Annotated in this window: 20 protein-coding genes; 12 read left to right on the forward strand and 8 right to left on the reverse strand. The window is 68.9% G+C overall.

What is annotated here, in order from left to right; genetic code table 11:
- Nucleotides 1-164: 164 nt before the first annotated feature.
- The gene (locus ACIRRA_RS09515; protein WP_402765352.1) at nucleotides 165-914 is read left to right on the forward strand and encodes an SDR family oxidoreductase; all 750 of its coding nucleotides are present in this window, start codon (nucleotides 165-167) and stop codon (nucleotides 912-914) included.
- Between the two features lie 175 nt (nucleotides 915-1,089).
- Here the strand turns inward: ACIRRA_RS09515 and ACIRRA_RS09520 are convergent, their stop codons facing one another.
- Both ACIRRA_RS09520 and ACIRRA_RS09525 read right to left on the reverse strand, forming a co-directional pair.
- Entirely contained in the window at nucleotides 1,090-2,268 is a 1,179-nt protein-coding gene (locus tag ACIRRA_RS09520; RefSeq protein ID WP_402765355.1) for a hypothetical protein, read from the reverse strand.
- Nucleotides 2,265-2,594, reverse strand: coding sequence for a type VII secretion target (locus tag ACIRRA_RS09525; RefSeq protein ID WP_402765358.1), 330 nt, complete (start codon nucleotides 2,592-2,594; stop codon nucleotides 2,265-2,267). The genes ACIRRA_RS09520 and ACIRRA_RS09525 overlap by 4 nt, the downstream gene beginning before the upstream one ends.
- Before the next feature lie 137 nt (nucleotides 2,595-2,731).
- Here ACIRRA_RS09525 and ACIRRA_RS09530 point away from each other — a divergent pair, with 137 nt between their 5' ends.
- The 4 genes from ACIRRA_RS09530 (at nucleotide 2,732) to ACIRRA_RS09545 (ending at nucleotide 7,985) form a co-directional block, all read left to right on the forward strand.
- Nucleotides 2,732-3,718: an NAD-dependent epimerase/dehydratase family protein gene (locus ACIRRA_RS09530; RefSeq protein WP_402765361.1), complete on the forward strand. Its 987-nt coding sequence runs from the start codon at nucleotides 2,732-2,734 to the stop codon at nucleotides 3,716-3,718.
- 31 nt (nucleotides 3,719-3,749) lie between these two features.
- Entirely contained in the window at nucleotides 3,750-4,763 is a 1,014-nt protein-coding gene (locus ACIRRA_RS09535) for an Rv2578c family radical SAM protein (RefSeq protein ID WP_402765364.1), read from the forward strand.
- A gap of 106 nt (nucleotides 4,764-4,869) precedes the next feature.
- The gene (locus tag ACIRRA_RS09540) at nucleotides 4,870-6,906 is read left to right on the forward strand and encodes a 2-oxoacid:acceptor oxidoreductase subunit alpha (protein ID WP_402765367.1); all 2,037 of its coding nucleotides are present in this window, start codon (nucleotides 4,870-4,872) and stop codon (nucleotides 6,904-6,906) included.
- Entirely contained in the window at nucleotides 6,906-7,985 is a 1,080-nt protein-coding gene (locus ACIRRA_RS09545; RefSeq protein WP_402765369.1) for a 2-oxoacid:ferredoxin oxidoreductase subunit beta, read from the forward strand. The genes ACIRRA_RS09540 and ACIRRA_RS09545 overlap by 1 nt, the downstream gene beginning before the upstream one ends.
- Nucleotides 7,986-7,995: 10 nt before the next feature.
- On the opposite strand, the gene ACIRRA_RS09550 is transcribed toward ACIRRA_RS09545, so the two are convergent.
- On the reverse strand, nucleotides 7,996-8,550 hold the full coding sequence (locus tag ACIRRA_RS09550; RefSeq protein WP_402765372.1) for a hypothetical protein: 555 nt from the start codon (nucleotides 8,548-8,550) through the stop codon (nucleotides 7,996-7,998).
- A 190-nt stretch (nucleotides 8,551-8,740) separates the two neighbouring features.
- Nucleotides 8,741-9,664: a neutral zinc metallopeptidase gene (locus ACIRRA_RS09555; protein ID WP_402765374.1), complete on the reverse strand. Its 924-nt coding sequence runs from the start codon at nucleotides 9,662-9,664 to the stop codon at nucleotides 8,741-8,743.
- Nucleotides 9,665-9,784: 120 nt separating this feature from the next.
- Here ACIRRA_RS09555 and aspS point away from each other — a divergent pair, with 120 nt between their 5' ends.
- On the forward strand, nucleotides 9,785-11,578 hold the full coding sequence (gene aspS, locus ACIRRA_RS09560) for an aspartate--tRNA ligase (RefSeq protein WP_402765377.1): 1,794 nt from the start codon (nucleotides 9,785-9,787) through the stop codon (nucleotides 11,576-11,578).
- Nucleotides 11,579-11,671: 93 nt separating this feature from the next.
- Here the strand turns inward: aspS and ACIRRA_RS09565 are convergent, their stop codons facing one another.
- Nucleotides 11,672-12,727, reverse strand: coding sequence for a hypothetical protein (locus ACIRRA_RS09565; protein ID WP_402765380.1), 1,056 nt, complete (start codon nucleotides 12,725-12,727; stop codon nucleotides 11,672-11,674).
- A 195-nt stretch (nucleotides 12,728-12,922) separates the two neighbouring features.
- Here ACIRRA_RS09565 and ACIRRA_RS09570 point away from each other — a divergent pair, with 195 nt between their 5' ends.
- Complete coding sequence (locus ACIRRA_RS09570; protein ID WP_357008203.1) at nucleotides 12,923-14,092, forward strand: kinase; 1,170 nt, start codon at nucleotides 12,923-12,925, stop codon at nucleotides 14,090-14,092.
- A gap of 93 nt (nucleotides 14,093-14,185) precedes the next feature.
- Entirely contained in the window at nucleotides 14,186-15,595 is a 1,410-nt protein-coding gene (locus ACIRRA_RS09575) for a replication-associated recombination protein A (RefSeq protein WP_402765382.1), read from the forward strand.
- 89 nt (nucleotides 15,596-15,684) lie between these two features.
- Here ACIRRA_RS09575 and ACIRRA_RS09580 read toward each other — a convergent pair whose 3' ends face one another.
- Nucleotides 15,685-16,344 carry a CatB-related O-acetyltransferase gene (locus ACIRRA_RS09580; RefSeq protein ID WP_402765385.1) on the reverse strand — a complete coding sequence of 220 codons (660 nt, stop codon included), beginning with the start codon at nucleotides 16,342-16,344 and terminating at the stop codon, nucleotides 15,685-15,687.
- 71 nt (nucleotides 16,345-16,415) lie between these two features.
- Here ACIRRA_RS09580 and alaS point away from each other — a divergent pair, with 71 nt between their 5' ends.
- From alaS to ACIRRA_RS09600, 4 genes are all read left to right on the forward strand, one after another.
- Nucleotides 16,416-19,082 (forward strand): alanine--tRNA ligase, encoded by a 2,667-nt coding sequence (gene alaS, locus ACIRRA_RS09585; RefSeq protein WP_402765933.1) that lies wholly within the window; start codon nucleotides 16,416-16,418, stop codon nucleotides 19,080-19,082.
- Between the two features lie 192 nt (nucleotides 19,083-19,274).
- A complete protein-coding gene (gene ruvX / locus ACIRRA_RS09590; protein WP_357008253.1) occupies nucleotides 19,275-19,727 on the forward strand; it encodes a Holliday junction resolvase RuvX in 453 nt (150 codons plus the stop codon).
- Nucleotides 19,724-21,235, forward strand: a complete 1,512-nt coding sequence (gene mltG, locus ACIRRA_RS09595) for an endolytic transglycosylase MltG (protein WP_402765387.1) — start codon at nucleotides 19,724-19,726, stop codon at nucleotides 21,233-21,235. Before ruvX ends, mltG begins: the two co-directional genes overlap by 4 nt.
- Complete coding sequence (locus ACIRRA_RS09600; RefSeq protein WP_402765389.1) at nucleotides 21,225-22,034, forward strand: shikimate dehydrogenase; 810 nt, start codon at nucleotides 21,225-21,227, stop codon at nucleotides 22,032-22,034. Before mltG ends, ACIRRA_RS09600 begins: the two co-directional genes overlap by 11 nt.
- Before the next feature lie 24 nt (nucleotides 22,035-22,058).
- Here the strand turns inward: ACIRRA_RS09600 and ACIRRA_RS09605 are convergent, their stop codons facing one another.
- Complete coding sequence (locus ACIRRA_RS09605) at nucleotides 22,059-22,535, reverse strand: DUF3291 domain-containing protein (protein ID WP_402765392.1); 477 nt, start codon at nucleotides 22,533-22,535, stop codon at nucleotides 22,059-22,061.
- A 13-nt stretch (nucleotides 22,536-22,548) separates the two neighbouring features.
- Nucleotides 22,549-23,166, reverse strand: a complete 618-nt coding sequence (locus ACIRRA_RS09610) for a helix-turn-helix transcriptional regulator (protein ID WP_402765394.1) — start codon at nucleotides 23,164-23,166, stop codon at nucleotides 22,549-22,551.
- Between the last annotated feature and the right edge of the window lie 108 nt (nucleotides 23,167-23,274).

Below are 23,274 nucleotides of genomic sequence, written 5' to 3' on the forward strand. Positions count from 1 at the left end.
AAAGGCAGTCGAACGAGCGATCCGCACCCTCCGCACCCGATCATGCTGGGGGTGCTCACCTGTCGTATCGCAGCGGCAGACCGCCCGGTCGTAGCCGTCCCGGTGGCTGAGATGCCAGTCCTGATGGGGTTGTCGGGATTCCTGGATCTTGTTCTAATCGCGTCATGACGATCGCCATCACCGGCTCCGGCTCGGGCATCGGCGCGGCCACCGCTGCCGCCCTGCGCGCCGCCGGGCACGACATCATCGGGATCGACCTGCGCAACGCCGACATCACCGTCGACCTCACCGACGCCGCGGCGCGCGCAGCCGCGGTCGAGGAGATCGTGGAGCGATCCGGGGGAGTGCTGGACGGTGTGGTGCTGTGCGCCGGCGTCGGCCCCCAGGTGTCGGACCCGAACCTGGTGGTGGAGATCAACTACCGGGCCACCGTGGCCCTGCTCGACGCCCTGCTGCCCGCGCTGCGCAAGGGCGAAAACCCTGCGGCCGTGGTGGTTTCGTCGGTGGCCTCCACCCAGATCAAGTGGGAGGACAACCCGATCCGCACGGGCACCGAGGCCGAGGCCTTCGCCCAGGCCGGGGATTTCGCGGGCCACTACGCCTACGCGTCCTCCAAGAACGCCGTCACCGTGGCCGTGCGCGAACGCGCCGTCGAATGGGGCGCTGCCGGTGTGCGCCTGAACACCGTCGCCCCCGGCAGCGTCGAAACCCCGCTGCTGCAGGCCGGTCTGGACGATCCGCGCTACGGTGACGCCATCCGTAACTTCGTGGCCCCCATCGGCCGCAATGGCAAGCCCGAGGAGATCGCCTCCCTCATCGCCTATCTGGTCGGCCCGCAGGCCGGCTTCATCCACGGCGCCCAGTTCGTCATCGACGGCGGAATCGACGCGCAGACGCGGCCGACCGCGGTGTAATCCACCGCGGCGCGCCGACCGCGCGCCCTGAACGGTGGCCGAGCCCGCGGGGTGTACAGCCGCATTTCGGCCTCCACCGATGCCGCGGTGACCGGGGTACCCGACCCGATCGCCGCGGCATTCTGCTGTCCGGAGATGACTTGAAGGCCGCTAAAGCGGCTGTGCCGCAATCGGATCAGGCGGAGTCGCTCTCGGCCGAGCCCGTGCTCTCGTCGGGTCGGCCGATGACACCGGGCGCGAAGGGGCCCAGGTTGCCGGTGAGTTCGCTTTCGGCGGTGGGGCTCTGGTGTGGCTGCACGGTGCGGCCGTGCCGGCCATCGGCCGCACCGCCCTTGCCCGTGCCCGCCGCGGCGGGGGAGCTCATGAAGCCCGAGCCGGCCGGGCTGCCGGGACCGGGGATGCCGGGCGCGCCCGCGCCGAACGGATCGGCGGGATCGGTGACCTTGCCACCGGGGATCGAGGACCCGGGGCCGCCGGGGGTTGACGGCAGACCGCCGCCACCACCGGCTTCGATCCCGCCCCCGCGCCTGCCGACCCCGGCGGCAGAAGTGTCCGGGAGGCCCGGCTTCTCCGGTGTGCCGGGCGTGGGAGTTGCTGCCCGGAGGCCGCTTTCGAGCAGGCCCTCGGCCTGCTCCAGGATCGGCCGGCCGACATTCTGCGCCAGCGACTGCACGACCTCGGCCGGGCTCGGGCCGCCTTGGCCGAGCAGCCGGCCGATGATGCCCTGGACCTGCGCGGTGTAGACCGAGAGTTCGCCGTGGGTGGCGTTCACGACCGTGATCGCCTCGCCGAGATGGCGGGTGGCCGAGGCGATCAGCGTGGTCTGGCCGATCGGGGTGAGGATCAGCGGGGCCAGCGCCGTGGCCTCGGCGGCGAACGCCTGCGCGATGGCGGTCAGCTGGACATTGCCCCGCTGCACCACGGCTGCGGCCCGAGTGGTGATCGACGACAGGTCGAAGCCGCGCTGAGTGGTCTCCCGACCGTGGTTCCCGGCCTGCCGGCCCGACTCCCGCGCACGCTGGGAAGCCTGGCCGTGCCACAGGGGTTCGACGGTTTCGAGTGCGCCCCCGCCGACCTGGACCGCGGACTCGATGACCTTCGCCCCGGTACTGAGCACGGTCGCCGGATTCAGCCGGCCGAGGATGCCGGTGCCGAAGCTCTGCAGCAGCTCCAGGAACGGCTTGAAGAGCGCGTCCAGTCCGGGAATCGCGGGGAGGGCCAGGCCCTTCATGAGATCGCCGACCGGATCGGCGGGCAACGGCGGCAGCGCGGGCACCGCGTCGAGCGCGCCATGCGCGGTGTCCGGAGCGGCCGGGCGGAGGGCATCGATGACGCCGGAGTCGATCGGCCTCATGCCTGTTCGCCGATCTGCTCGGCGGCCATGCCGAGGCCCCCGGCGAATTCGGCGTCGGTGGCGTCGTAGGTGGCGGCCGCGCGGAAGGCGGCCCGGCCGAGGGCGCCGAAGCGGGCCGAGAGGGCGTCGATGTCGCGATCGTGCAGGAGTTCGGCGACCGCGAAGCCTGCCAGGAAGTCCGCGCCGATGAGTCCGAAGACCGGTGTCATGGCCGCGACATGGGAAACCGTGTCCAGGGCGCCCTGGGCGGCGATGTCGGCGGCGACGCCGTCCTGCGTGGCGGCGAAGGCGCGCACCGCGCCGGTGTCGACCGAGAGATCGGCCATGACAGCACCCCCTGATCGTCATGGACATGCGGATGGCGAATATATCCCGTCGATCGTCCAGACCGGCGTGGCGTGCGCGGCCACACCGCAACCGCACCGTTGTTGCAAATTAGAACAAGTTCTATATTCTCGTCACCATGAAGGTCGCAGTCACCGGCGCTGCCGGGTTCCTTGGCACCAATTTGCTTCGCCTGCTTACCGATCGCGGTCACGAAGTGACTGCCATCGACCGGGTCGCGGGCGCGAGCCAGCCCGGTGTCACCTGGGTCAACGGTGACGTGCTGGACCCGGCGTCCATGCGTGCGGCGCTGGACGGGGCCGAGGTGGTCTACCACCTGGTCGCGCTCATCACCCTGGCCCACAAGAACGATGTGGCCTGGCGGGTCAACACCGAGGGCGTGCGCATCGTCGCGGACGCCGCGCGCGAGGTCGGCGTGCGGCGGATGGTGCACACCAGCTCCATTCACGCGTTCAACCAGTACAGCTGCGGCGGCCGGATCAACGAGCGCTCGCCGCGGTCCATCGATCCCGACCTGCCGGTGTACGACCGCTCCAAGTGGCAGGGTGAGATCGAGCTGCGCAAGATCATCGACAAGGGCCTGGACGCGGTGGTGTGCAACCCGACCGGTGTGTACGGCCCGATCGACAACACCGCCTCGCGCATCAACACCACGCTGTGGGACGCCGCGCGCGGCCGGGTGCCGGTCATGATCAGTGGCGGCTTCGACCTGGTCGACGTGCGCGACGTGGCCCAGGGCCTGCTGCTTGCGAGCGAGCGCGGCCGCACCGGTGAGAACTACCTGCTCGGCGGGCACTTCACCGACATGTTCCAGGCCACCCGCACCGCCGCCGAGGTCAACGGGAAGATGAAGCCCGCCTTCGCGATTCCGGCCAAGGTCATCAACGCGTGCATGCCGGTCATGGAGCCCGTCGCCCGGGCGCTGGGCAGTGACCGCATCTCCAAGGCGGCCATGGGTGCGCTGCTGTCGGCGCCGATCGTCGAGCACACCAAGGCCACCGAGGAACTCGGCTACCGGCCGCGGCCCGCCGAGCGGACCATTCGGGATCTGGTCGCCTTCTACAACGGGCAGCCGATCGAGGCCGACACGCAGAAGATTGCTTGACAGTCGTTAGAACGCATGTTCGACTGGGGTGGTGCGTTGGCAAAGGCAAACCCTCGGCGCCGATGATGGCGCGCTGCCCGGGCTCGAACGTGCGGGTTTCGTACGCAGCGTACAGACGCCCGAGTTCGAGGGCATCACGTTTCACGAGGTGCTCTGCAAGAGTGCCCTGAACCGGGTGCCCGACAGTAATCTGCCCTTCAGCTGGACCATCAACCCCATGCGGGGCTGCTCGCACGCGTGCCGCTACTGCTTCGCACGCGGCACGCACGAGTACCTCGACCTGGACGCGGGGGCCGATTTCGACTCCCAGATCGTGGTCAAGACCAATGTGGTCCCGGTGCTGCGACGCGAACTCCACAAGCGGTCGTGGCGGCGGGAATCGGTTGCGCTGGGCACGAATACCGATCCCTATCAGCGCGCCGAGGGCCGCTACCGGCTCATGCCCGGCATCATCTCCGCGCTCGCCGACTCCGGCACCGGGTTCTCCATTCTCACCAAGGGCACGCTGCTGCGGCGGGATCTGCCGCTGCTCGTCCAGGCCGCCGGGCAGGTGCCGGTGCATCTCGCCGTCTCCATCGCCATTCTGGATCCGGAGCTGCACCGCGGCCTCGAGCCCGGCACGCCCTCGCCGCGGGCGCGGCTGGAACTGGTGCGCGCGCTGGCCGACGCCGGCTTCGCGGTGAATGTCATGGTGGCGCCGGTCATTCCGTACCTCACCGACTCCCAGGCGCATCTCGACGCGCTCTTCGCCGCCATCGCCGAGGCCGGGGCCGCCGGTGTCACGGCGTTCCCCATGCATCTGCGCGGCTCCACGCGCGGCTGGTTCCTCAACTGGCTGGCCGAAGCCCACCCGGCGCTGCTGCGGCGCTACCGGCAACTGTATGGTCGGGGTACTTCGGTGACACCGGAGTATTCTGCGTGGCTACGCGGCCGAATCGAGCCGTTGCTGGAGAAACACCGTTTGAACCGCGATCGGCCGGCCGAACCCGAGGTCCGCGTCGCCGAATCGCACACGCCCGATCCGCAGCTGGCGTTGTTCGCCTGACGGCGGTTCTTTGATCGAAACCATTGCGCTTCACGGGTGTGTCGCGAATATTGCGGAGTAGTTTGGCGTTGGTACCTCACACCTGACGAGGAAGTGATGCACGCGCATGGTTTCGCAGCATGACGACCCTGCGGCACTGCCGCACAAAGATACTGTGGCTACGCTGCACAACAACACTGTGAAAGCTCCGTCCGACGGTGGGGCGGCGGCCGGAAAGGGCCGCGCCACAGCGAAATTGGCGGTCGAGAAATTGGAAAGAGTCGTCATTCGCTTTGCGGGTGACTCCGGTGATGGCATGCAACTCACCGGTGACCGGTTCACTCACGAGGCCGCCGCCTTCGGCAATGACCTTGCCACCCAACCGAACTTCCCCGCCGAGATCCGCGCGCCCCAGGGCACGCTGCCGGGCGTGTCGTCGTTCCAGATCCAGGTCGCGGACTACGACATCCTCACCGCCGGGGACCAGCCCGACGTACTGGTCGCTATGAATCCTGCTGCGCTGAAGGCGAATCTGGAGGATTTGGCCCGCGGGGCGACGGTGATCGTGAATACTGACGAATTCACCAAACGCAATCTGACCAAGGTCGGCTATGCCGGTGATCCGCTCACCGATGACACGCTGAACGATTTCGTGGTGCACCGGGTGCCCATGACATCCCTGACGCTCGGAGCAACCGAACCGACCGGTGTGGGCAAAAAGGATGGGCAGCGCGCCAAGAATATGTTCGCGCTCGGCTTGCTGTCGTGGATGTACGGGCGGCCCATCGGCGGCACCGAACAGTTCATGCGGGAGAAATTCGCGGCCACACCGGATATCGCCGAAGCGAATGTCCTCGCATTCCGGGCAGGCTGGAATTACGGCGAAACAACCGAGGCCTTCGCCACCACCTACGAGATAGCCCCCGCGACGCTGCCGCCCGGCACCTACCGGCAGATCACCGGAAACACCGCGCTCGCCTACGGCATCGTCACCGCCGGGCAGCTGTCCGGGCTGCCGGTCTTCCTGGGCACCTACCCGATCACCCCGGCCTCGGACATCCTGCACGAACTGAGCAAGCACAAGAACTTCGGAGTCACCACCTTCCAGGCCGAGGACGAGATCGCCGGCATCGGCGCGGCGCTGGGCGCCGCACTCGGCGGCGCCCTCGGGGTGACCAGCACGTCCGGGCCGGGGCTGGCGCTCAAGAGCGAGACCATCGGCCTGGCCGTCATGACCGAGCTGCCGCTGGTGATCATCGACGTGCAGCGCGGCGGGCCCTCCACCGGCCTGCCCACCAAGACCGAACAGGCCGACCTGCTGCAGGCGCTGTACGGGCGCAACGGCGAGTCGCCGGTGGCCATCGTCGCGCCGCGCTCACCGGCGGACTGCTTCGACGCCGCGGTCGACGTGGCCCGCATCGCGCTGACCTATCGCACGCCGGTGCTGCTGCTGTCCGACGGCGCCATCGCCAATGGTTCCGAGCCGTGGGCGATTCCGCAGGTCACCGAGCTGGCTCCGATCGATCCGGGCTTCGAACCCGATGGCGCGGAGGGCGATTCGTTCCAGCCCTACGCGCGCGATCCGGAGACCCTGGCCCGGCCGCTGGCCGTGCCCGGCACCGTCGGCCGCGCCCACCGCATCGGTGGGCTCGAAAAGGCCGACGGCAGCGGCAATATCTCCTACGACCCGGCCAATCACGAGCTGATGGTGCGGATCCGGCAGGCCAAGATCGACGGCATCGCGGTGCCCGAGCTCGAGGTGGACGATCCGGGGGACCGCGCCGAACTGCTGCTGATCGGCTGGGGCAGCTCCTACGGGCCGATCGGCGAGGCGTGCCGGCGGGCGCGGCGACGCGGGGTGCCGGTGGCGCAGGCGCATCTGCGGCACCTGAACCCCTTCCCGCCCAACCTCGGTGACGTGCTGCGCCGCTACCGCACCGTGGTCTGCCCGGAGATGAACGGCGGCCAGCTGACCATGCTGCTGCGCGCCCGCTACCTGGTCGATGTGCAGCCGTGGACCAAGATCGCCGGCACCGCCTTCCAAGCACAGGAACTGGTCGGCGTCATCGACGCGGCCCTGGACGGTTCCATCGCGGAGATGGAACAGGCCAAGGCCTTCACCGCACGCGCGCGGGCCACCTACCGCACCCCAGGGGGCAACTGATGACCATTCTCGAAAACGCGCTCGTGGGTACCGATCTGGGCCTCACCGGACTGTCCGGCGTGCCGCGGGCCGACCGGCCGCAGAAGGCGAAGGACTTCACCTCCGATCAGGAGGTGCGCTGGTGCCCCGGCTGCGGGGACTACGTCATCCTGGCCACCGTGCGCGGCTTCCTCGCCGATCTGGGTCTCGAGCGTGAGAACCTCATGTTCGTGTCCGGCATCGGCTGCTCGAGCCGGTTCCCTTACTACCTGGAGGCGTATGGGATCCACTCGATCCACGGCCGCGCGCCGGCCATCGCCACCGGCCTGGCGGTGACCCGGCCCGATCTGTCGGTCTGGGTGGTGACCGGTGACGGGGACGCGCTGTCCATCGGCGGCAATCACCTCATCCACGCGCTGCGCCGCAATGTGAACATGACGATCCTGCTGTTCAACAACCGGATCTACGGCCTCACCAAGGGCCAGTACTCACCGACCTCGGAGACCGGCAAGGTCACCAAATCCACCCCGATGGGCTCGGTCGACCATCCGTTCAACACGCTGTCGGTGGCGCTGGGCGCCGAGGCCACCTTCGCCGCCCGCGCGCTGGACTCGGATCGGGCCGGGCTCACCGAGGTGCTGCGCGCCGCCGCCGAACACCGCGGCACCTCGTTCGTGGAGATCCTGCAGGACTGCCCGATCTTCAATGACGGCTCCTTCGACGCGCTGCGCCGGGAGAACGCCGAATCCCATCTCGTCCGGTTGCGGCACGGTGAGCCCATTCGCTTCGGCGCGGACGGTGAATTCGCCGTGGTCCGTTCCGGTTTCGGCCTGCGGGTGGCGCGCGCCGACAGTGTCGCCGAATCCGAGATCGTGGTCCACGACGCCAATACCGACCACCCCGAATACGCCTACGCCCTGTCGCGCCTGTCCGATCAGGACCTCACCCACGTGGTGACCGGCATCTTCCGCAGCGTCTCCCGCCCCACCTACGACGACGGCGTCCGCGCCCAGCGGAACACCGCCGTCGAACGCAAACCGGTGAGCGAGAACTCGCTGCAGGAGCTGCTCACCGGTCGCGAAACCTGGACGGTCGGGTGATCCTTCGCCGCTAGGCCGGAACGAAGGCGTTCAGCAAGCGCTGGAACACGTCGTCGAAGCGCTTGCGGGACGCCTTCTGGTCATCGCTGAGCCCGTCGCCGAGCTCGGGCGCGTAGACGACCAGGTGCACGTCCTGATCCGGCGACTGCGGCATGTAGTCGATGATCGAGGTCCCCTTGTCGGCCTGCTCCGGCGTCCCCATGTCCACGGCCGCCAGCGCCTTCACCTCGGCAGCCGCGGCGCCGATGACGTCGGCGGGCACGGTCCCGGTCACCGGCTGCGCGCCGTTGTCGGCTCGCTTCACCGCCCGCCCGTCGGGCTGAATCTCCAGCGACGGATGCAGGTCCGTCCGCGTCTGCCACCCCGCGGGCATCGCGGTCAGCGTGAACAGCGCCACGCTCGGTGCGGGCGCACCCGGCGCCGGGTCCGCCACCGCGAATACCCCTGTGCCCGTGAGCATTACCGCGGCCAGCGTCGTCACCGTCCCCGCCCGCCACCCACGCCGCTGCGCCACCCTGCCGAGTCCCGCCTCGCCGAAAAGTCCTGCCGCCCTGGCTGTCCGCATCCCATTCCTCCGAATTTCCTTGCGGGTACCCACCCGCCGCCGCCGATTCTGCCGCCGGCCCCGCACCGCAACCGCGCTGCCACGCCGACCCCACCCGGATACCGACCTCGCGCCGAGTGAAAACGGGTGGCGGGCCGGAAATAGGAAGGTCCCCAGCCTGTTCGAGGCTGGGGACCTGGGGGATGGCGGGTCAGCGGAGGGCGGGTGGGTTGTTCAGGTCCTGGGCCGAATAGGTGTCGCAGGCCTTGACCTGGCCGGTCTTGTAGCCGGTCAGGAACCACGTCTGGCGTTCCTGCGACGAGCCGTGGGTCCAGGCTTCGGGGTTGACGCGGCCGGTGGCGGCCTTCTGGATGCGGTCGTCGCCGACCGCCGACGCGGCGGAGAGCGCGTCGCGGATGTCGTTGTCGGTCAACGGCTTCAGGAAGGGGGTGTTCGAGCCGGGCGCGGGGAGCTTGTCGGCGTAGTTGGCCCAGACCCCGGCGTAGCAGTCGGCCTGGAGTTCGGTGCGGACCGCGCCGGAGGTGGGGCCCTGAGGGTCGCGCTGGGCGCGGTTGATGTCGCCGAGCAGGTTCTGGATGTGGTGGCCGAACTCGTGGGCGACCACGTACTCCTGGGCGAGGGGGCCGCCACTGGAACCGAAGCGGTCGACCAGTTCCTGGAAGAAGCTGGTGTCGAAGTAGGCGGTCTGGTCGGCGGGGCAGTAGAACGGGCCGACCGCGGAGGAAGCACGGCCGCAGCCGGTGTTGACCGCGCCGGAGAAGAGGTTGACCTTCGGGACCACATACTTGCGGTTGGTCTGCTTGGGCAGTTCGGTGCCCCACACACCGTCGAGGCTCTGGGCGGTGAGGATGACGCGGCAGTCGACGTACTTGTTGGCGTCGGCGCCGGTCTTGCAGTGCGTGGGCAGGGTCGCGGTGCCCGACTTGGCATTGCTGTCCGCGCCCGTGAACTGGCCGAGAATACTGCCCGGGTCGCCGCCGAAGATCAGCGCCGCGATCACCGCGATGATGCCCAGCGCACCGCCGCCGAGAGCCAATCCCCCGCCCATACCCGGTCCGCCACCGCCGCCACTCACCCGGTTCGGGTCGATTTGCAGGCCCTCGTTGAAGGTCATGGCAATCACTGTGACACGGGCGAGTCGATATCGGTTTCCACTCGCTGAACGTGTCTCTCTACGATGGGTCTGCACCTGGTCACATCTCACCGGTGCTTCGAGCCCGTCGAAAGGAATCCCGTGCTGCGCACCCACTTGGCTGGTTCGCTGCGAAGCGAGCACGCCGGTCAGACCGTCACCCTCACCGGATGGGTGGCCCGGCGGCGAGACCACGGTGGCGTGATCTTCATCGATCTGCGTGATGCGTCGGGTGTTGCCCAGGCCGTCTTCCGTGAAGGCGAACCCGCGGCGGCCGCCCACAAGCTGCGCAACGAGTTCGTGGTGAAGATCGTCGGCGTGGTCGAGAACCGCCCGGCCGGCAGCGAGAACCCGAACCTGCCGACCGGCGCCATCGAGGTCAATGTGACCGAGCTCGAGGTGCTCAACGAGGCCGCGCCGCTGCCGTTCCAGCTCGACGACGAGCCGGGCGAGGAAGCCCGCCTCAAGTACCGCTACCTGGACCTGCGCCGCGAAGGCCCGGCGCACACGATCCGCTTGCGCTCAAAGGTGAATGCCGCCGCCCGCGCTGTGCTGGCCAAGCACGCGTTCGTCGAGGTCGAGACCCCGACCATGACCCGCTCCACCCCCGAGGGCGCGCGCGACTTCCTGGTTCCCGCCCGCCTGCAGCCCGGCAAGTTCTACGCCCTGCCACAGTCGCCGCAGCTGTTCAAGCAGCTGCTCATGGTCGGCGGCATCGAGCGCTACTACCAGATCGCGCGCTGCTACCGCGACGAGGACTTCCGCGCCGACCGTCAGCCCGAGTTCACCCAGCTCGACATCGAGATGAGCTTCGTCGAGCAGGAGGACGTCATCCTGCTGGCCGAGGACGTTCTGGCCGCGCTGTGGCAGCTGGTCGGCTACGAGATCTCGACCCCGATCCCGCACATGACCTACGCCGAGGCCATGCGCCGCTACGGCTCCGACAAGCCGGACCTGCGCTTCGAGGTCGAGATCACCGAGATGATGGAGTACTTCAGGGACACGCAGTTCCGCGTGTTCCAGGCTCCCTACGTCGGCGCGGTCGTCATGCCGGGCGGCGCGTCGCAGCCGCGCCGCCAGTTCGACGCCTGGCAGGAGTGGGCCAAGCAGCGCGGCGCCAAGGGCCTGGCCTACATCACCTTCAACGAGGACGGCACGCTCGGCGGCCCGGTCGCCAAGAACCTCACCGACGCCGAGCGCGAGGGTCTGGCCAAGCAGGTCGGCGCCGAGCCCGGCGACTGCGTGTTCTTTGCGGCCGGCGATATGAAGTCCAGCCGTGCGCTGCTGGGCGCGGCCCGCGGCGAGATCGCCCGCAAGTGCGGCCTCATCGACGAGAACGCCTGGGCCTTCGTGTGGATCGTGGACGCCCCGATGTTCGAGCCCACCGCCGACGCCACCGCGAGCGGCGATGTGGCCCTGGGCTATTCGGCCTGGACCGCCGTGCACCACGCCTTCACCTCGCCCAAGCCCGAGCACATGGACACCTTCGACACCGACCCGAGCTCGGCGTTGGCCTACGCCTACGACATCGTCTGCAACGGCAACGAGATCGGCGGCGGCTCGATTCGTATCCACCGCCGCGACGTGCAGGAGCGCGTGTTCCAGGTGATGGGCATCGGTGAGGCGGAGGCCCAGGAGAAGTTCGGCTTCCTGCTCGACGCCTTCTCCTTCGGCGCTCCGCCCATGGGCGGCATCGCTTTCGGCTGGGACCGCATCACCGCGCTGCTGGCCGGGGTGGACTCGATCCGCGAGGTCATCGCCTTCCCGAAGTCGGGCGGCGGCGTCGACCCGCTCACCGACGCGCCCACCCCGATCACCCTGCAGCAGCGGCAGGAGGCGGGCCTCAACGCCAAGCTCGACGCGAACGGCAACCCGATCAAGGACGACGCCAAGTAAGGGCGGCGCCCGGACAGTCGAGAGCCCGCCGGTATCAGCGATACCGGCGGGCTCCGCTGTCGACAGCGGGTCGCGCGCGCGGGTGGATCGGACTCAGACCACGAGCCCGTTGGTGAGTGTGCGGTAGGCGTAGGTGGTGGCGATGGCGGTGACCGGTCCGGCCACCAGCAGGCCCAATCCGCACAGCAGCGTGCCGATCACGGTCATGATCAGCACCCCCAGCGCCAGCAGGGTCACCTGCAGGGCATTGGCGATCACCAGCCGCACGCTGGATTGGATTGCGGCGATCGGATTCTGGTCCCGGTCGATCACGAAGTGCAGCGCGAACATGCACAGCACACCCACGATGATCGCCGGGAACACGCACGCGATCGAGGCCACGAAGCACAGCGCGAACACGATGAGCGCGGTGATCAGCACATTCCCGGCATTCACGAAGCCGAAGAAGGCCGGGAAATCCGGTGGCGTCCCGTCGGTTTCGTACAGTGCGCCGCGGATCATGGCGGCCTGCAGCAGCCACACCACCAGCGACGCCACCGCGAACAGCAGGATGACCGCCGACAGCGACTGCACGTCAACCTTGTTCACCAGCAAGGTGACCAGCAGCCAGGCGATCATGCCGATCAGCACCATGCCCACCCAGGGAATGGGATTGAGCCGGAACCGATCCCACCCGTAGGCGAGGGCCGCGCCGACATCGACGGTCTCGCGCGGGAGTCTATAGCCCTGTTTCGGACCCGGCTCGCCGGGCGGGAATCCGCCCGGCGGCGGCATCGCACCCGGCGGGAATCCGCCCGGCGGCGGGGGATTCCCGCCGGGCGGCATGCCCGTCGGCGGCAACTGCGGTGGCGTGCCCGGGCCGTAGCCGCCCGGCGGCTGTGGCGCGCCCGGCTGCGGGGTGAAGGCCGGCGGGGGTTCCACGGGCTCGCTGCCGTACTGCGCGGCACCGGGGCCGTCGAATTGCGGGTACCCGGCGAGGCCGGGCATCTGGTGGCGGCTGGGCGCGGGGCCCGGCTCGGGCGCGCCGGAAACCGGTGCGGGCTCGGGGTTTTGGTGCTGCCCGGCGTGGGACGGATACTGCTCGCCGCCGCCCGCGACGGGAGGGTCGCCGGAGGGCTCGTACGGTGCTGAGGGCGGCGTGCCAGTCATGGTCGCAAGCCTTTCACATTTCCCGGTTCACGGTGTGGCGCACAGCAAGTGACCATGAGACAACTAGACGGTCCTGGTTGTGTCAAGCAACCAGCGCCGAGTGGGCAAACCCTTCACAAAGACACGCCGTCCGACGCGCGAAAGGTTGCGCAACCGCTCGCTGAAAGTGACCTGACGGGAGTAACTTGGGTTCCGATGACCGCACTATTGGCCGAACGCGCCGCCGAAGTCGTGTCCGCGGCACAACAGTTGCTCACAAAGCGAATGGGTGCTCCGGTAAAGCTGAGCGATCCGCTGGAACTCAGCGGCAGTGGTAGGACGACGGTACTCCGTGTCCGCGTTGCAGAGAACGCCTTTTCGCTACCTCGCACACTGATCGTGAAGCAGGTAGCGGGCTCGGCGTCGCAGCGGCGCACCGGCGGCATGGCTCCCGGTGTCGCCAGCATCGACTCCGCATTCCTGCGCGAGGCGGTCTCCTACCAATTCACCACCGCCCTCGGCCGTGACCACCGGCCCGGCGCCTACCTGCTCGGCTACAGCCTGCCGGACCGCCTGCTCATTCTCAGCGACCTCGGTGAGAACACCTCCCTGACTGCGGTCCTGCAGTCGGGCGTGGAACCCACCGGGCGCAATGCGCTCATGGCATTCGCTCAGGCGCTGGGCCGCATGCACGCCGCGACCGTGGGCCGCGAGGCGGACTTCGTGGCGCTGCTGCGCCGCGTCGATGTGGTGCACCGCGTGGACGGCATTGCGCAGCAAGCCGAATCCGCGGTCGCCGAGGTGCCGATCATGTTGCAGCGCGAGCTGGGCATCGAGGTGCCGGGTGAGATCGCCGAGCGCATCGTGCGCGGCAACCGGCTCTTCTCCGCCGGGCGCTACCGCGCCTTCAGTCCGTCGGACCTGTGCCCCGACAATGTCATCCTCAATGACGAGGGCGCGCGGTTCCTGGACTACGAGTGGGGCGGCTTCCGCGACGCCACCCTCGACATCGCCTACGCCCTGGTCTCCTTCCCGGGCTGCCTGTGCGATTTCGAGCTGTCGCGCGAACGCGCCCGCCAGATGGTGGAGGCCTGGCGCTCCGAGGTGGTCGCGGTGTGGCCGGCCCTCGCCGATGACGATGTGCTCGCCGAGCGCATCCTCGAGGCCCGCCTCATCTGGGTGTGGCTGTCCACCTACTGGTTCCTGCCCGCCGACCACGTCCGCATCGCCGCCGCCCGCGAGCACGGCCTGTCCATCCCGCGCTCGGCCGCCCTCATCAACCGCTGGGCCGCCCTCGCCGAGGACGCCCGCTGCACCGGCGACGACACCCTCGGCGATTTCGCCGAGCACGTCTCGGCCACGCTGGAAGAGCAGTGGGAGGAGTGATCCTCCGCGCCACCGCGGGCCGGGATCCGAGGGTGGATCCCGGCCCGCGGTGATGTGTCCGGCCGATCGGCAGCGTGGACGCGCTCTCCGGGTATGGCGTCGTGGTCGGCGAGTGTGTCGGAGCCGGTCGGTAGGGTCGGGGGCGTGAGTGATGGGTTGTTCGATGCGCCGGGCACGCAGGCCGTAGTCGACGACTTCGAGGCGGGAGCCGCGCGCATTCCCAGTGGGGACGACCGATTCGCGCCGCTGGCCGTGCGGATGCGGCCGCGCACCCTCGACGAGGTGGTCGGGCAGCAGCATCTGCTCGGGCTCGGGTCGCCACTGCGGCGGCTGATCGAAGGGTCCGGGGCGGCTTCGGTGCTGTTGTACGGACCGCCCGGGACCGGCAAGACCACCCTCGCCTCGCTGCTGTCGCAGGCCACCGGGCGGCGGTTCGAAGCGCTGTCGGCATTGTCGGCGGGCGTCAAGGAGGTGCGGGCGGTCATCGATCTGGCCCGCCGCCGGCTCACCGTGGGCGAACAGACCGTGCTGTTCATCGATGAGGTGCACCGGTTCTCGAAGACGCAGCAGGACGCGCTGCTGGCGGCAGTGGAGAACCGGATCGTGCTGCTGGTCGCGGCGACCACGGAGAATCCGTCGTTCTCGGTGGTGTCGCCGCTGCTGTCCCGTTCGCTGGTGCTGCAGCTGCAGTCCTTGTCGGAGGCCGACATTCGCACGGTGCTCACCCGGGCCATTGCCGACCAGCGCGGGTTGGCGGGGGAGTACACGGTCACGGACGCGGCGCTCGACCACATAGTGCGGATTGCGGGCGGTGACGCGCGGCGCTCGCTCACCGCGCTGGAGGCGTCGGCCGAATCCTCCCTGGACGGCACCGTCGATGTGGAGTTGGTCGAAGCCAGTGTCGACAGGGCGGCGGTGCGCTACGACCGCGCCGGTGACCAGCACTACGACGTCATCAGCGCCTTCATCAAATCCCTGCGCGGCTCCGATGTCGATGCCGCGCTGCACTACCTGGCTCGCATGATCAGCGCGGGCGAGGATCCACGATTCATCGCTCGCCGCTTGATGATCCAGGCCAGCGAGGAGGTCGGCATGGCCGACCCCACCGCCCTGCAGACCGCGGTCGCGGCCGCCCAGGTCGTCCAATTGGTCGGCATGCCGGAGGCGCAACTGGCGTTGACCCAGGCCACGATTCACATCGCCACGGCCCCGAAGTCGGGCGGAGTGGTCAAGAGCCTCGCGGCCGCCATGGCAGACGTGCGCGCGGGCAAGGCGGGCGCGGTGCCCGCCCACCTGCGTGATGGTCACTACGCCGGCGCCGCGGCCCTCGGGAATGCCCAGGGCTACAAGTACCCGCACGACCATCCGGACGGCGTTCTCGCCCAGCAATATCCACCGGACGAACTGGTCGGCGTCGACTATTACCAGCCGACCGATCACGGCTACGAACGTGAAGTCGGTCCTCGCGTCACCAAACTGCGCCGCATCGTCCGGGGTAAATAGCGCCGGGTGCGCAGGTGCGTCACGCGCCGAATTGCAGCGACTGCCAAAAGTAGTCGCTCGGTACGCCGCGAATGCGCTTGCGGCGCTGGTCAGTCCGCCAGCAGTCCCTCGTGGATGGCGATGCGTTCGATATCGGCGGGGGTGCCGGCCATGATCACGCGCACGTGTTCGGTGACCAGTTCGAGCGGCCAGTTCCACCAGGCGGCGCGCAGCAGACGGGCCACGTCCGCATCGGGGAAGCGCTGCTTGACCACTTGCGCCGGGTTGCCGCCGACGATCGTGTACGGGGGCACGTCGGAGGTCACGACCGCGCCGGTGGCGATGATCGCGCCGTCGCCGATGCGTACGCCCGGCATGATCAGCGAGTTGTAGCCGATCCACACGTCGTTGCCGACCACGGTGTCGCCCTTGGACGGAATCGAGGTGATGAGGTCCATCGTCTCCTCGGCCCAGGTGCCGCCGAAGATGGTGAACGGGAAGGTCGACACGCCCGAGGTGGCGTGGTTGGCTCCGGCCATGATGAAGCGGGTGTTGCTCGCGATGGCGCAGTATTTGCCGATGATCAGCTTCTCGGGGCCGAAGGCGTAGAGCACGTTGTTGGTCTCGAAGGCGGTCGCCGCGTCCGGATCGTCGAAGTAGCTGTAGTCGCCGACCTCGATGTTCGGTGAGGTGACGTGCGGTTTCAGGAAGACGGTGCGGCGCGCGTGGGGGAGTGGGAAGCGCTGGGATGGGTCCGGGATCACAGTCACCCCGGCGATGGTAGCTATCGCCCGGTGGTGGGTGGAAACTCCCTGGACCCGGACCGGTAGGCTGGATGGTTGTGCAGACCCACGAGATTCGACGGCGCTTCCTGGAGCATTTCGTAAAGGCCGGACATACCGAGGTACCGAGTGCCTCGCTGATCCTGGCCGACCCCAACCTGCTGTTCGTCAACGCAGGCATGGTCCAGTTCGTGCCGTATTTCCTCGGTCAGCAGACCCCGCCCTTCGACACCGCGACCAGCGTGCAGAAGTGCGTCCGTACCGGCGATATCGAGAACGTCGGCGTCACCACCCGCCACAACACCTTCTTCCAGATGGCGGGCAACTTCTCCTTCGGCGACTACTTCAAGCGCGGGGCCATGGAGCTGGCCTGGTCGCTGCTCACCGACCCCGTCGAGGACGGCGGCTACGGCTTCGATCCGGAGAAGCTCTGGGTCACCGTGTATCTCGACGACGACGAGGCCGAGCAGATCTGGCGTGAGCTCGGCGTGCCGGACGAGCGCATCCAGCGCCGCGGCATGGCCGACAACTACTGGTCCATGGGCATCCCCGGCCCGTGCGGCCCGTGCTCGGAGATCTACTTCGACCGCGGCCCCGAGTACGGCGTCGAAGGCGGCCCCGAGGCCGACGAGGACCGCTACCTCGAAATCTGGAACCTCGTGTTCATGCAGAACGAGCGCGGTGGCGGGCGCGGCAAGGACGACTTCGAGATCCTGGGCCCGCTGCCCAAGAAGAACATCGACACCGGTATGGGCATCGAGCGTGTCGCGTTCCTGCTGCAGGGCGTCGACAACGTCTACGAGACCGATCTGCTGCGCCCGATCATCAACAAGGCCGAGGAGCTGACCGGCCGCTCCTACGGCGTCGAGCACGCCGACGATGTGCGCTTCCGCGTCATCGCCGACCACGCCCGTACCGCGGCCATGCTGATCGGCGACGGCGTGAACCCCGGCAACGACGGTCGTGGCTACGTGCTGCGCCGCCTGCTGCGCCGCATCGTGCGCTCGGCCCGCCTGCTGGGCGCCGAGAAGCCGGTGATGGGTGAGTTCATCAAGGTCGTCGCCGGGCTGATGTCGCCGTCCTACCCGGAACTCACCACCGACTTCAAGCGCATCGAAACCGTCGCCGTCGGTGAGGAGGCCGCGTTCCTCAAGACCCTGAGCACCGGCACCAAGCTGTTCGACGAGACCGTCGACGAGGTGAAGGCCCAGGGCAGCAAGAAGATCAGCGGCACCGACGCGTTCACCCTGCACGACACCTACGGTTTCCCGATCGACCTGACCCTCGAGATGGCTTCCGAGGCCGGTCTGCAGGTCGACGAGGAGGGCTTCCGCGCGCTCATGGCCGAGCAGCGCAAGCGGGCCAAGGAGGACGCGCTCTCGCGCAAGCACGCGCATGCCGACCTCACCGTCTACAAGGAGTTCGTGGACCGCGGCGCGACCGAGTTCACCGGCTTCGACGAACTGTCCACCGAGGCAACGGTGCTGGCCCTGATCAAGGACGGCGTCCGGGTGCCGGTCGCCGAGGCCGGGCAGGACGTCGAGGTGATCCTGGACCGCAGCCCGCTCTATGCCGAGTCCGGTGGCCAGATCGCCGACCGCGGTTCGCTCGTCTCGTCGCACGGCCTCAAGGTGAAGGTCAACGACGTGCAGAAGATCGCCAAGAAGGTGTGGGTGCACAAGTCCACCGTCGAGGCCGGTCAGCTCACCGAGGGCGACACCGTGCTGGCCCAGGTCGATCCGGCCTGGCGGCGTGGTGCCACCCAGGGCCACTCGGGCACCCACATGGTGCACGCCGCGCTGCGACAGGTGCTGGGCCCCAACGCGGTTCAGGCCGGCTCGCTCAACAAGCCGGGCTACCTGCGCTTCGACTTCAACTGGCAGGGCGCGCTGTCCGAGCAGCAGAAGGCCGATATCGAGGCCGTCTCCAATGACGCGGTGGCCGACGACTTCCAGGTCAACACCTTCGTCACCGACCTGACCTCCGCCAAGAAGATGGGCGCCATGGCCCTGTTCGGCGAGAACTACGGCGACGAGGTGCGTGTGGTGGAGATCGGCGGACCGTTCTCCATGGAGCTCTGCGGTGGCACCCACGTGCAGCACTCCTCGCAGATCGGCCCGATCACCGTGCTCGGCGAGTCGTCGGTCGGTTCCGGTATCCGCCGCGTGGAAGCCTTCGTCGGCCTGGACTCCTACAGGTACCTGGCCAAGGAGCGGGCGCTGCTGGCCGGTGTCGCCTCGTCGCTGAAGGTGCCTTCGGAGGATGTGCCGGGGCGCGTCGAGCAGCTGGTCGAGCGGCTCAAGACCGCCGAGAAGGAGCTCGAGCGCACCAAGATGGCGGCCGTGCTGTCGAGTGCGGGCACCTTCGTCGAGCAGGCCCAGCGGGTCGGCAAGGTGCTGCTGGTCGCCGCCGCTGCGCCCGAGGGCGTGGGCGCGGGCGATCTGCGCACCCTGGTGCAGGACATCAAGGGCCGTTTCGGTTCAGAGCCCGCCATCGTGGTGCTGCTCGGCCATGCCGACGGCAAGGTGCCGTTCGTCGCCGCGGTCACCAAGGCCGCCCAGGATCTCGGCGTCAAGGCCGGGGATCTGGTGTCCGCCTTCGGTCCGGCCATTTCCGGCCGGGGTGGCGGCAAGCCCGAGATGGCCCAGGGCGCGGGTTCGGATCCGTCGGGCATCGAGGCGGGTCTGGCCGCCCTGCGTGCGCGGGTCGCCGAGCTCGCCGGATAAATGGACGACGCAGACACATCTGACACGCCGGGTCCCGCAGCCGGGACCCGGCCCGTACCCGAAGCAGACCCTTCGGGACGTTCTTCCGGATTTGCTCGCACGCCGACCGAGGCCTCCGGGGTCTCGGCCGGCGGGCGGGACTTCGCGTCGGAGCGGCCCACCCCGGAACGGGACCCGGGCCGCGGCCGGCGCATCGGCATCGACGTGGGGTCCGTGCGCATCGGTGTCGCCTCCAGCGATCCGGACGGGTTGCTGGCCACCCCGGTCGAGACGGTGCCGCGCGCGAAGAAGGTCGCGCCCGGCACCCTCGCCTCCGATCTATCCAGAATTGCCGACATTGTGCGGGAGTACGAGGCCGTCGAGGTGATCGTCGGCCTGCCGCGCACATTGCGCGGGGAGAGCGGCGCGTCGGCTAAGCTGGCGGCCACCTTCGCGGGGCGTTTGCGGACCCTGATCGCGCCGGTGCCGGTGCGACTTTCCGACGAACGTTTGACTACGGTGTCTGCTGCACGTGCGTTGCGAGACAGTGGAGTTCGCGCACGCGGGCAGCGGCAGGTCATCGATCAGGCCGCCGCCGTGTCGATCCTGCAAGGATGGTTGGACGAACGGAGTGCCCTTTTGAAGCCGCGCGGTGATGACGCATGACCGACCGCTGGACGCGGGCCGAGGAACGCTACCGCCAGAACGCCGAAAGGCGTTACCGCCGTGACGATCTGGATTGGTCCGAGGCGGACGATTACGAAGACGACACCACAGTCATTCCCCGCTACGAGGATGAGCGTTACGACGACGAGCACTACGAGGGCGAGGAATACGACGAGGAGCTCCCGCTCGAGCCGGAACCTCCGCGCCGCAGCGCACCCCAGCGCATCGAGCGCGGCCGCAGCGGCGACCGGGGCCAGCGCGCCGAGCCGGGCCGCCGGGCCACCCGATCGCAGTCGCGCGCGGGGTCGCGGGGCAGCCAGCGCCCCAAGCGATCCCGGATGGCGTCGCGGAAAGCGGCCGAGCGCAAGCGGCGCCGCCGCAATCTGTTCGTCATCGCGGGCGTGTTCGCCGTATTGTTCGTCGGCGCAGTCGGATTCGCGGGCTGGAAGTTCGTCGGCAAGCTGAGCCCGCCCCCCGATTTCTCCGGCCCGCAGGGCCCGCTGGTCGTCATCCAGATCAAGCCGGGTGACACCTCCACACAGATCGCGCAGACCATGGCCGACAAGGGCGTGGTGGCCAGCAGCGGCGCGTTCTACGAAGCGGCCGTGCGCAATACGAACATGAACTCCATCCAGCCCGGCTACTACGCCATCCCGGGCCACAGCAAGGGCTCCGAAGCGGTGAGCGCGCTGTTCAGCAAGGATGCCCGGGTCGGCAATGTAGTCATCTCCGAGGGCCGTCAGCTGCACGACTCCAGCGACGTCACCACCGGCGCGCGCAAGGACGGCATCTACCGCAAGATCGCCGAGGCCAGCTGTGTCGGCACCGGCACCGCCGCCAAGTGCGTGACCTACGAGCAGCTCGACCAGGCCGGGGCCACCGCCGATCCGGCCGCGCTGGGCGTGCCGGTGTGGGCGCTGGACCGGGTGAAGTCGGTGCCGGACCGTTCTCGTCAGCTCGAGGGCCTGATCGCCGGTGGTACCTGGGATTTCGACCCCAGCGCCAACGCGCTGGACATCCTCAAGCAGCTGGTGACCGCGAGCGCGGCGAGCTACGACGCCACCGGGCTGGCGCAGTCCGGCGCGGCGAACGGCCTGAGCCCCTACGACACGCTGATCGCGGCGTCGCTGGTGGAGCGGGAGGCGCTGCCGCAGGACATGTCGAAGGTGGCGCGGGTCATCGTGAACCGGCTCGCCGCCCAGCAGCCGCTGCAGTTCGACTCCACCGTCAACTACACCCTCGACAAGACCGAGGTCGCCACCACCGACTCCGACCGTGCGCACAAGACCCCGTGGAACACCTACGCCATGGCCGGTCTGCCCGCCACGCCGATCTCCGCGCCGTCGCTGGATGCCATGCGCGCCATGGAGAATCCGGCGCCCGGCCCGTGGCTGTACTTCGTGACCGTCGACAAGCAGGGCACCACGTTGTTCACCGACAGCTATCAGGAGCACCTGCGCAATATCGAAAAGGCCAGGCAGAGTGGAATCCTCGACAGTGGGCGGTAGTCGGAAGGCCGCCGTACTCGGCAGCCCGATCTCGCATTCCCGGTCGCCGCAACTGCATCTGGCGGCCTACCGGGCACTGGGGCTGGACTGGAGCTACGAGCGCATCGAGTGCACCGCCGAGCAGCTGCCCGGCCTGGTGGACGGGCTCGGACCGGAATGGGTCGGGCTGTCGGTGACCATGCCGGGCAAGGTCGCCGCGCTCGGCTATGCCGATGAGCGCACCGAGCGCGCGGTCCTGGTCGGCTCGGCGAACACCCTGGTGCGCACCGATTCCGGCTGGCGCGCGGACTGCACCGACGTGGACGGCGTGCGCGGTGCGCTGGAAGGCGCGGGCGTGCAGGAGATCTCCCGCGCGGTCGTGCTGGGCGCGGGCGGCACCGCCCGCCCGGCGCTGCTGGCGCTGTCCGACCTGGGCGCGCACACCGTCACCATCGTGGCCCGCGATCGCCGCCGCGCTGCCGGGACCCTGGAATTGGCCGAGCAGCTGGGCATGTCGGCCGAGGTGCTCGGTTTCGACCCCGAGGGTCTGCTGTTCGTCTGTTCCGACGTGGACGCCGTCGTCAGCACCGTGCCCGCCGAGGCGGCCGCGGCCGTGGCGGACTCGGTGGCGGCGGCCCCGGTGGTGCTCGACGCCATCTACAACCCGTGGCCCACACCGCTCGCGGAAGCGGTTGCCCGCGCGGGCAATTCCGTGGTCAGCGGCCTGGAGATGCTGCTGAACCAGGCCTACGGGCAGGTCGAGCAGTTCACCGGCGAGCCCGCTCCGCGCGCCGAAATGGCTGCGGCCCTGCGGGACTGATCGCTTTCGCGCGGGTGTGACCCGCTAATCGAGGACGGCCGCGGATGTCTCCGCGGCCGTTTCCGGTTCGAAGGACTGCCGGAAGGTGAAAGCGTAAGGCGTCGGCCCGTTCTCACGCAGGTGGTCCAGTCGCGCCATGGCGTCGGCGAGGGTGGGCAGCGTTCCCTCCGGCACCCACCACAGCACCGTGAAGACCTCGCGCAGCGGGGTGAACCATTCCCGGCGGCGACGCACGTAGTCCATGTGGCCGCTGCGATAGACGTAGTCGAACAACGCTTCCCGCGATTCCCACAGGCTCATGTTCACCAGCATGTCCGGCTCGCTGTGGTACGGGCGCAGGGAGGTGGCGTTGTTGGATTCGCCGTCCACCATGCGCCAGACGAAGCCGGGGGAGGATTCGGCGACGGCATTGATCTCGTCGAGGGCCGAGAAGAATTCGGCGACCCGGGGATCGCCTTCGGGGGCGACCATGCGCCCGATATTGAGCTGTGCGAGGTGCATTCCCAAACTATAACTAGCCATGATTGGTTTTAGAAAAACCTATGCAACATCTGCCCGGTGCCGGATCCATCCGCGCGGTCCAGCCGGCCTCGGCCGCCGGACCCGCCAGCAGGGCCAGATTCATGCCGCACACCAGCGGCGGGAAGTCCACGGCGAGGCGGTGAAAGGGGCAGTTGCGCAGGCGGATCGAGTCGCCGTCGAGGTAGGGCTCGTAGCCGCGCTCACGCAGGACCTCGAACAGATCGCGGCCCGCGAGGGCCGGCCCGTGCGCGGCGGCGGCCTTCGCGATGGCGTCCTCGAATCCTTCGTGCTCGACCACCTCGGCGAGAACCGTTGCGACCGTGCGATAGTCGCGGGCCGGCAGCGTGATCGCGAACTCCGCGTCGGCGCGGCGATAGAACTTGGCGGGCCGTCCCGAACCGGGCCCGGTGCGGCCGTCCGGACGCCGGAACACCGCGTCCAGCAGTCCGGCCTCGGTGAGCTTGTCGAGATGGAAGGCGGCCAGCGGCCGTTTGATCTCGACGGCCGCGGCCGCCTCGTCCCGGCTCACGTCGTGGTCGGCGGCCGCGACATAGTCGTAGAGCCGTTTGCGGATCGGATCCTGAAGCAGGGCGACGGCTTCGATGCTCACGCTGTCTTTGTAGCAGCGTGTCGGGCCCGGGTATGTCCCGCGGCCCCGCTCCGGCTATGGTTCTGGAACAAGTTTCAATTCATTCGGTTCGGCCGGGCGGCCGCGCAG

Source organism: Nocardia sp. NPDC101769 (genome assembly GCF_044766925.1).
Classification (GTDB): domain Bacteria; phylum Actinomycetota; class Actinomycetes; order Mycobacteriales; family Mycobacteriaceae; genus Nocardia.

Excerpts from the sequence above, each read along its gene's own strand:
- ACIRRA_RS09525 (WP_402765358.1), bottom strand. The coding sequence starts at position 2,594 with ATGGCCGATCTCTCGGTCGACACCGGCGCGGTGCGCGCCTTCGCCGCC.
- ACIRRA_RS09530 (WP_402765361.1), top strand. The coding sequence starts at position 2,732 with ATGAAGGTCGCAGTCACCGGCGCTGCCGGGTTCCTTGGCACCAATTTG.
- ACIRRA_RS09570 (WP_357008203.1), top strand. The coding sequence starts at position 12,923 with ATGACCGCACTATTGGCCGAACGCGCCGCCGAAGTCGTGTCCGCGGCA.
- ACIRRA_RS09515 (WP_402765352.1), top strand. The coding sequence starts at position 165 with ATGACGATCGCCATCACCGGCTCCGGCTCGGGCATCGGCGCGGCCACC.
- ACIRRA_RS09605 (WP_402765392.1), bottom strand. The coding sequence starts at position 22,535 with ATGCACCTCGCACAGCTCAATATCGGGCGCATGGTCGCCCCCGAAGGC.
- ACIRRA_RS09555 (WP_402765374.1), bottom strand. The coding sequence starts at position 9,664 with ATGACCTTCAACGAGGGCCTGCAAATCGACCCGAACCGGGTGAGTGGC.
- mltG (WP_402765387.1), top strand. The coding sequence starts at position 19,724 with ATGACCGACCGCTGGACGCGGGCCGAGGAACGCTACCGCCAGAACGCC.
- ACIRRA_RS09545 (WP_402765369.1), top strand. The coding sequence starts at position 6,906 with ATGACCATTCTCGAAAACGCGCTCGTGGGTACCGATCTGGGCCTCACC.
- ACIRRA_RS09520 (WP_402765355.1), bottom strand. The coding sequence starts at position 2,268 with ATGAGGCCGATCGACTCCGGCGTCATCGATGCCCTCCGCCCGGCCGCT.
- ACIRRA_RS09540 (WP_402765367.1), top strand. The coding sequence starts at position 4,870 with ATGGTTTCGCAGCATGACGACCCTGCGGCACTGCCGCACAAAGATACT.
- ACIRRA_RS09565 (WP_402765380.1), bottom strand. The coding sequence starts at position 12,727 with ATGACTGGCACGCCGCCCTCAGCACCGTACGAGCCCTCCGGCGACCCT.
- ACIRRA_RS09550 (WP_402765372.1), bottom strand. The coding sequence starts at position 8,550 with ATGCGGACAGCCAGGGCGGCAGGACTTTTCGGCGAGGCGGGACTCGGC.
- ACIRRA_RS09575 (WP_402765382.1), top strand. The coding sequence starts at position 14,186 with ATGGCGTCGTGGTCGGCGAGTGTGTCGGAGCCGGTCGGTAGGGTCGGG.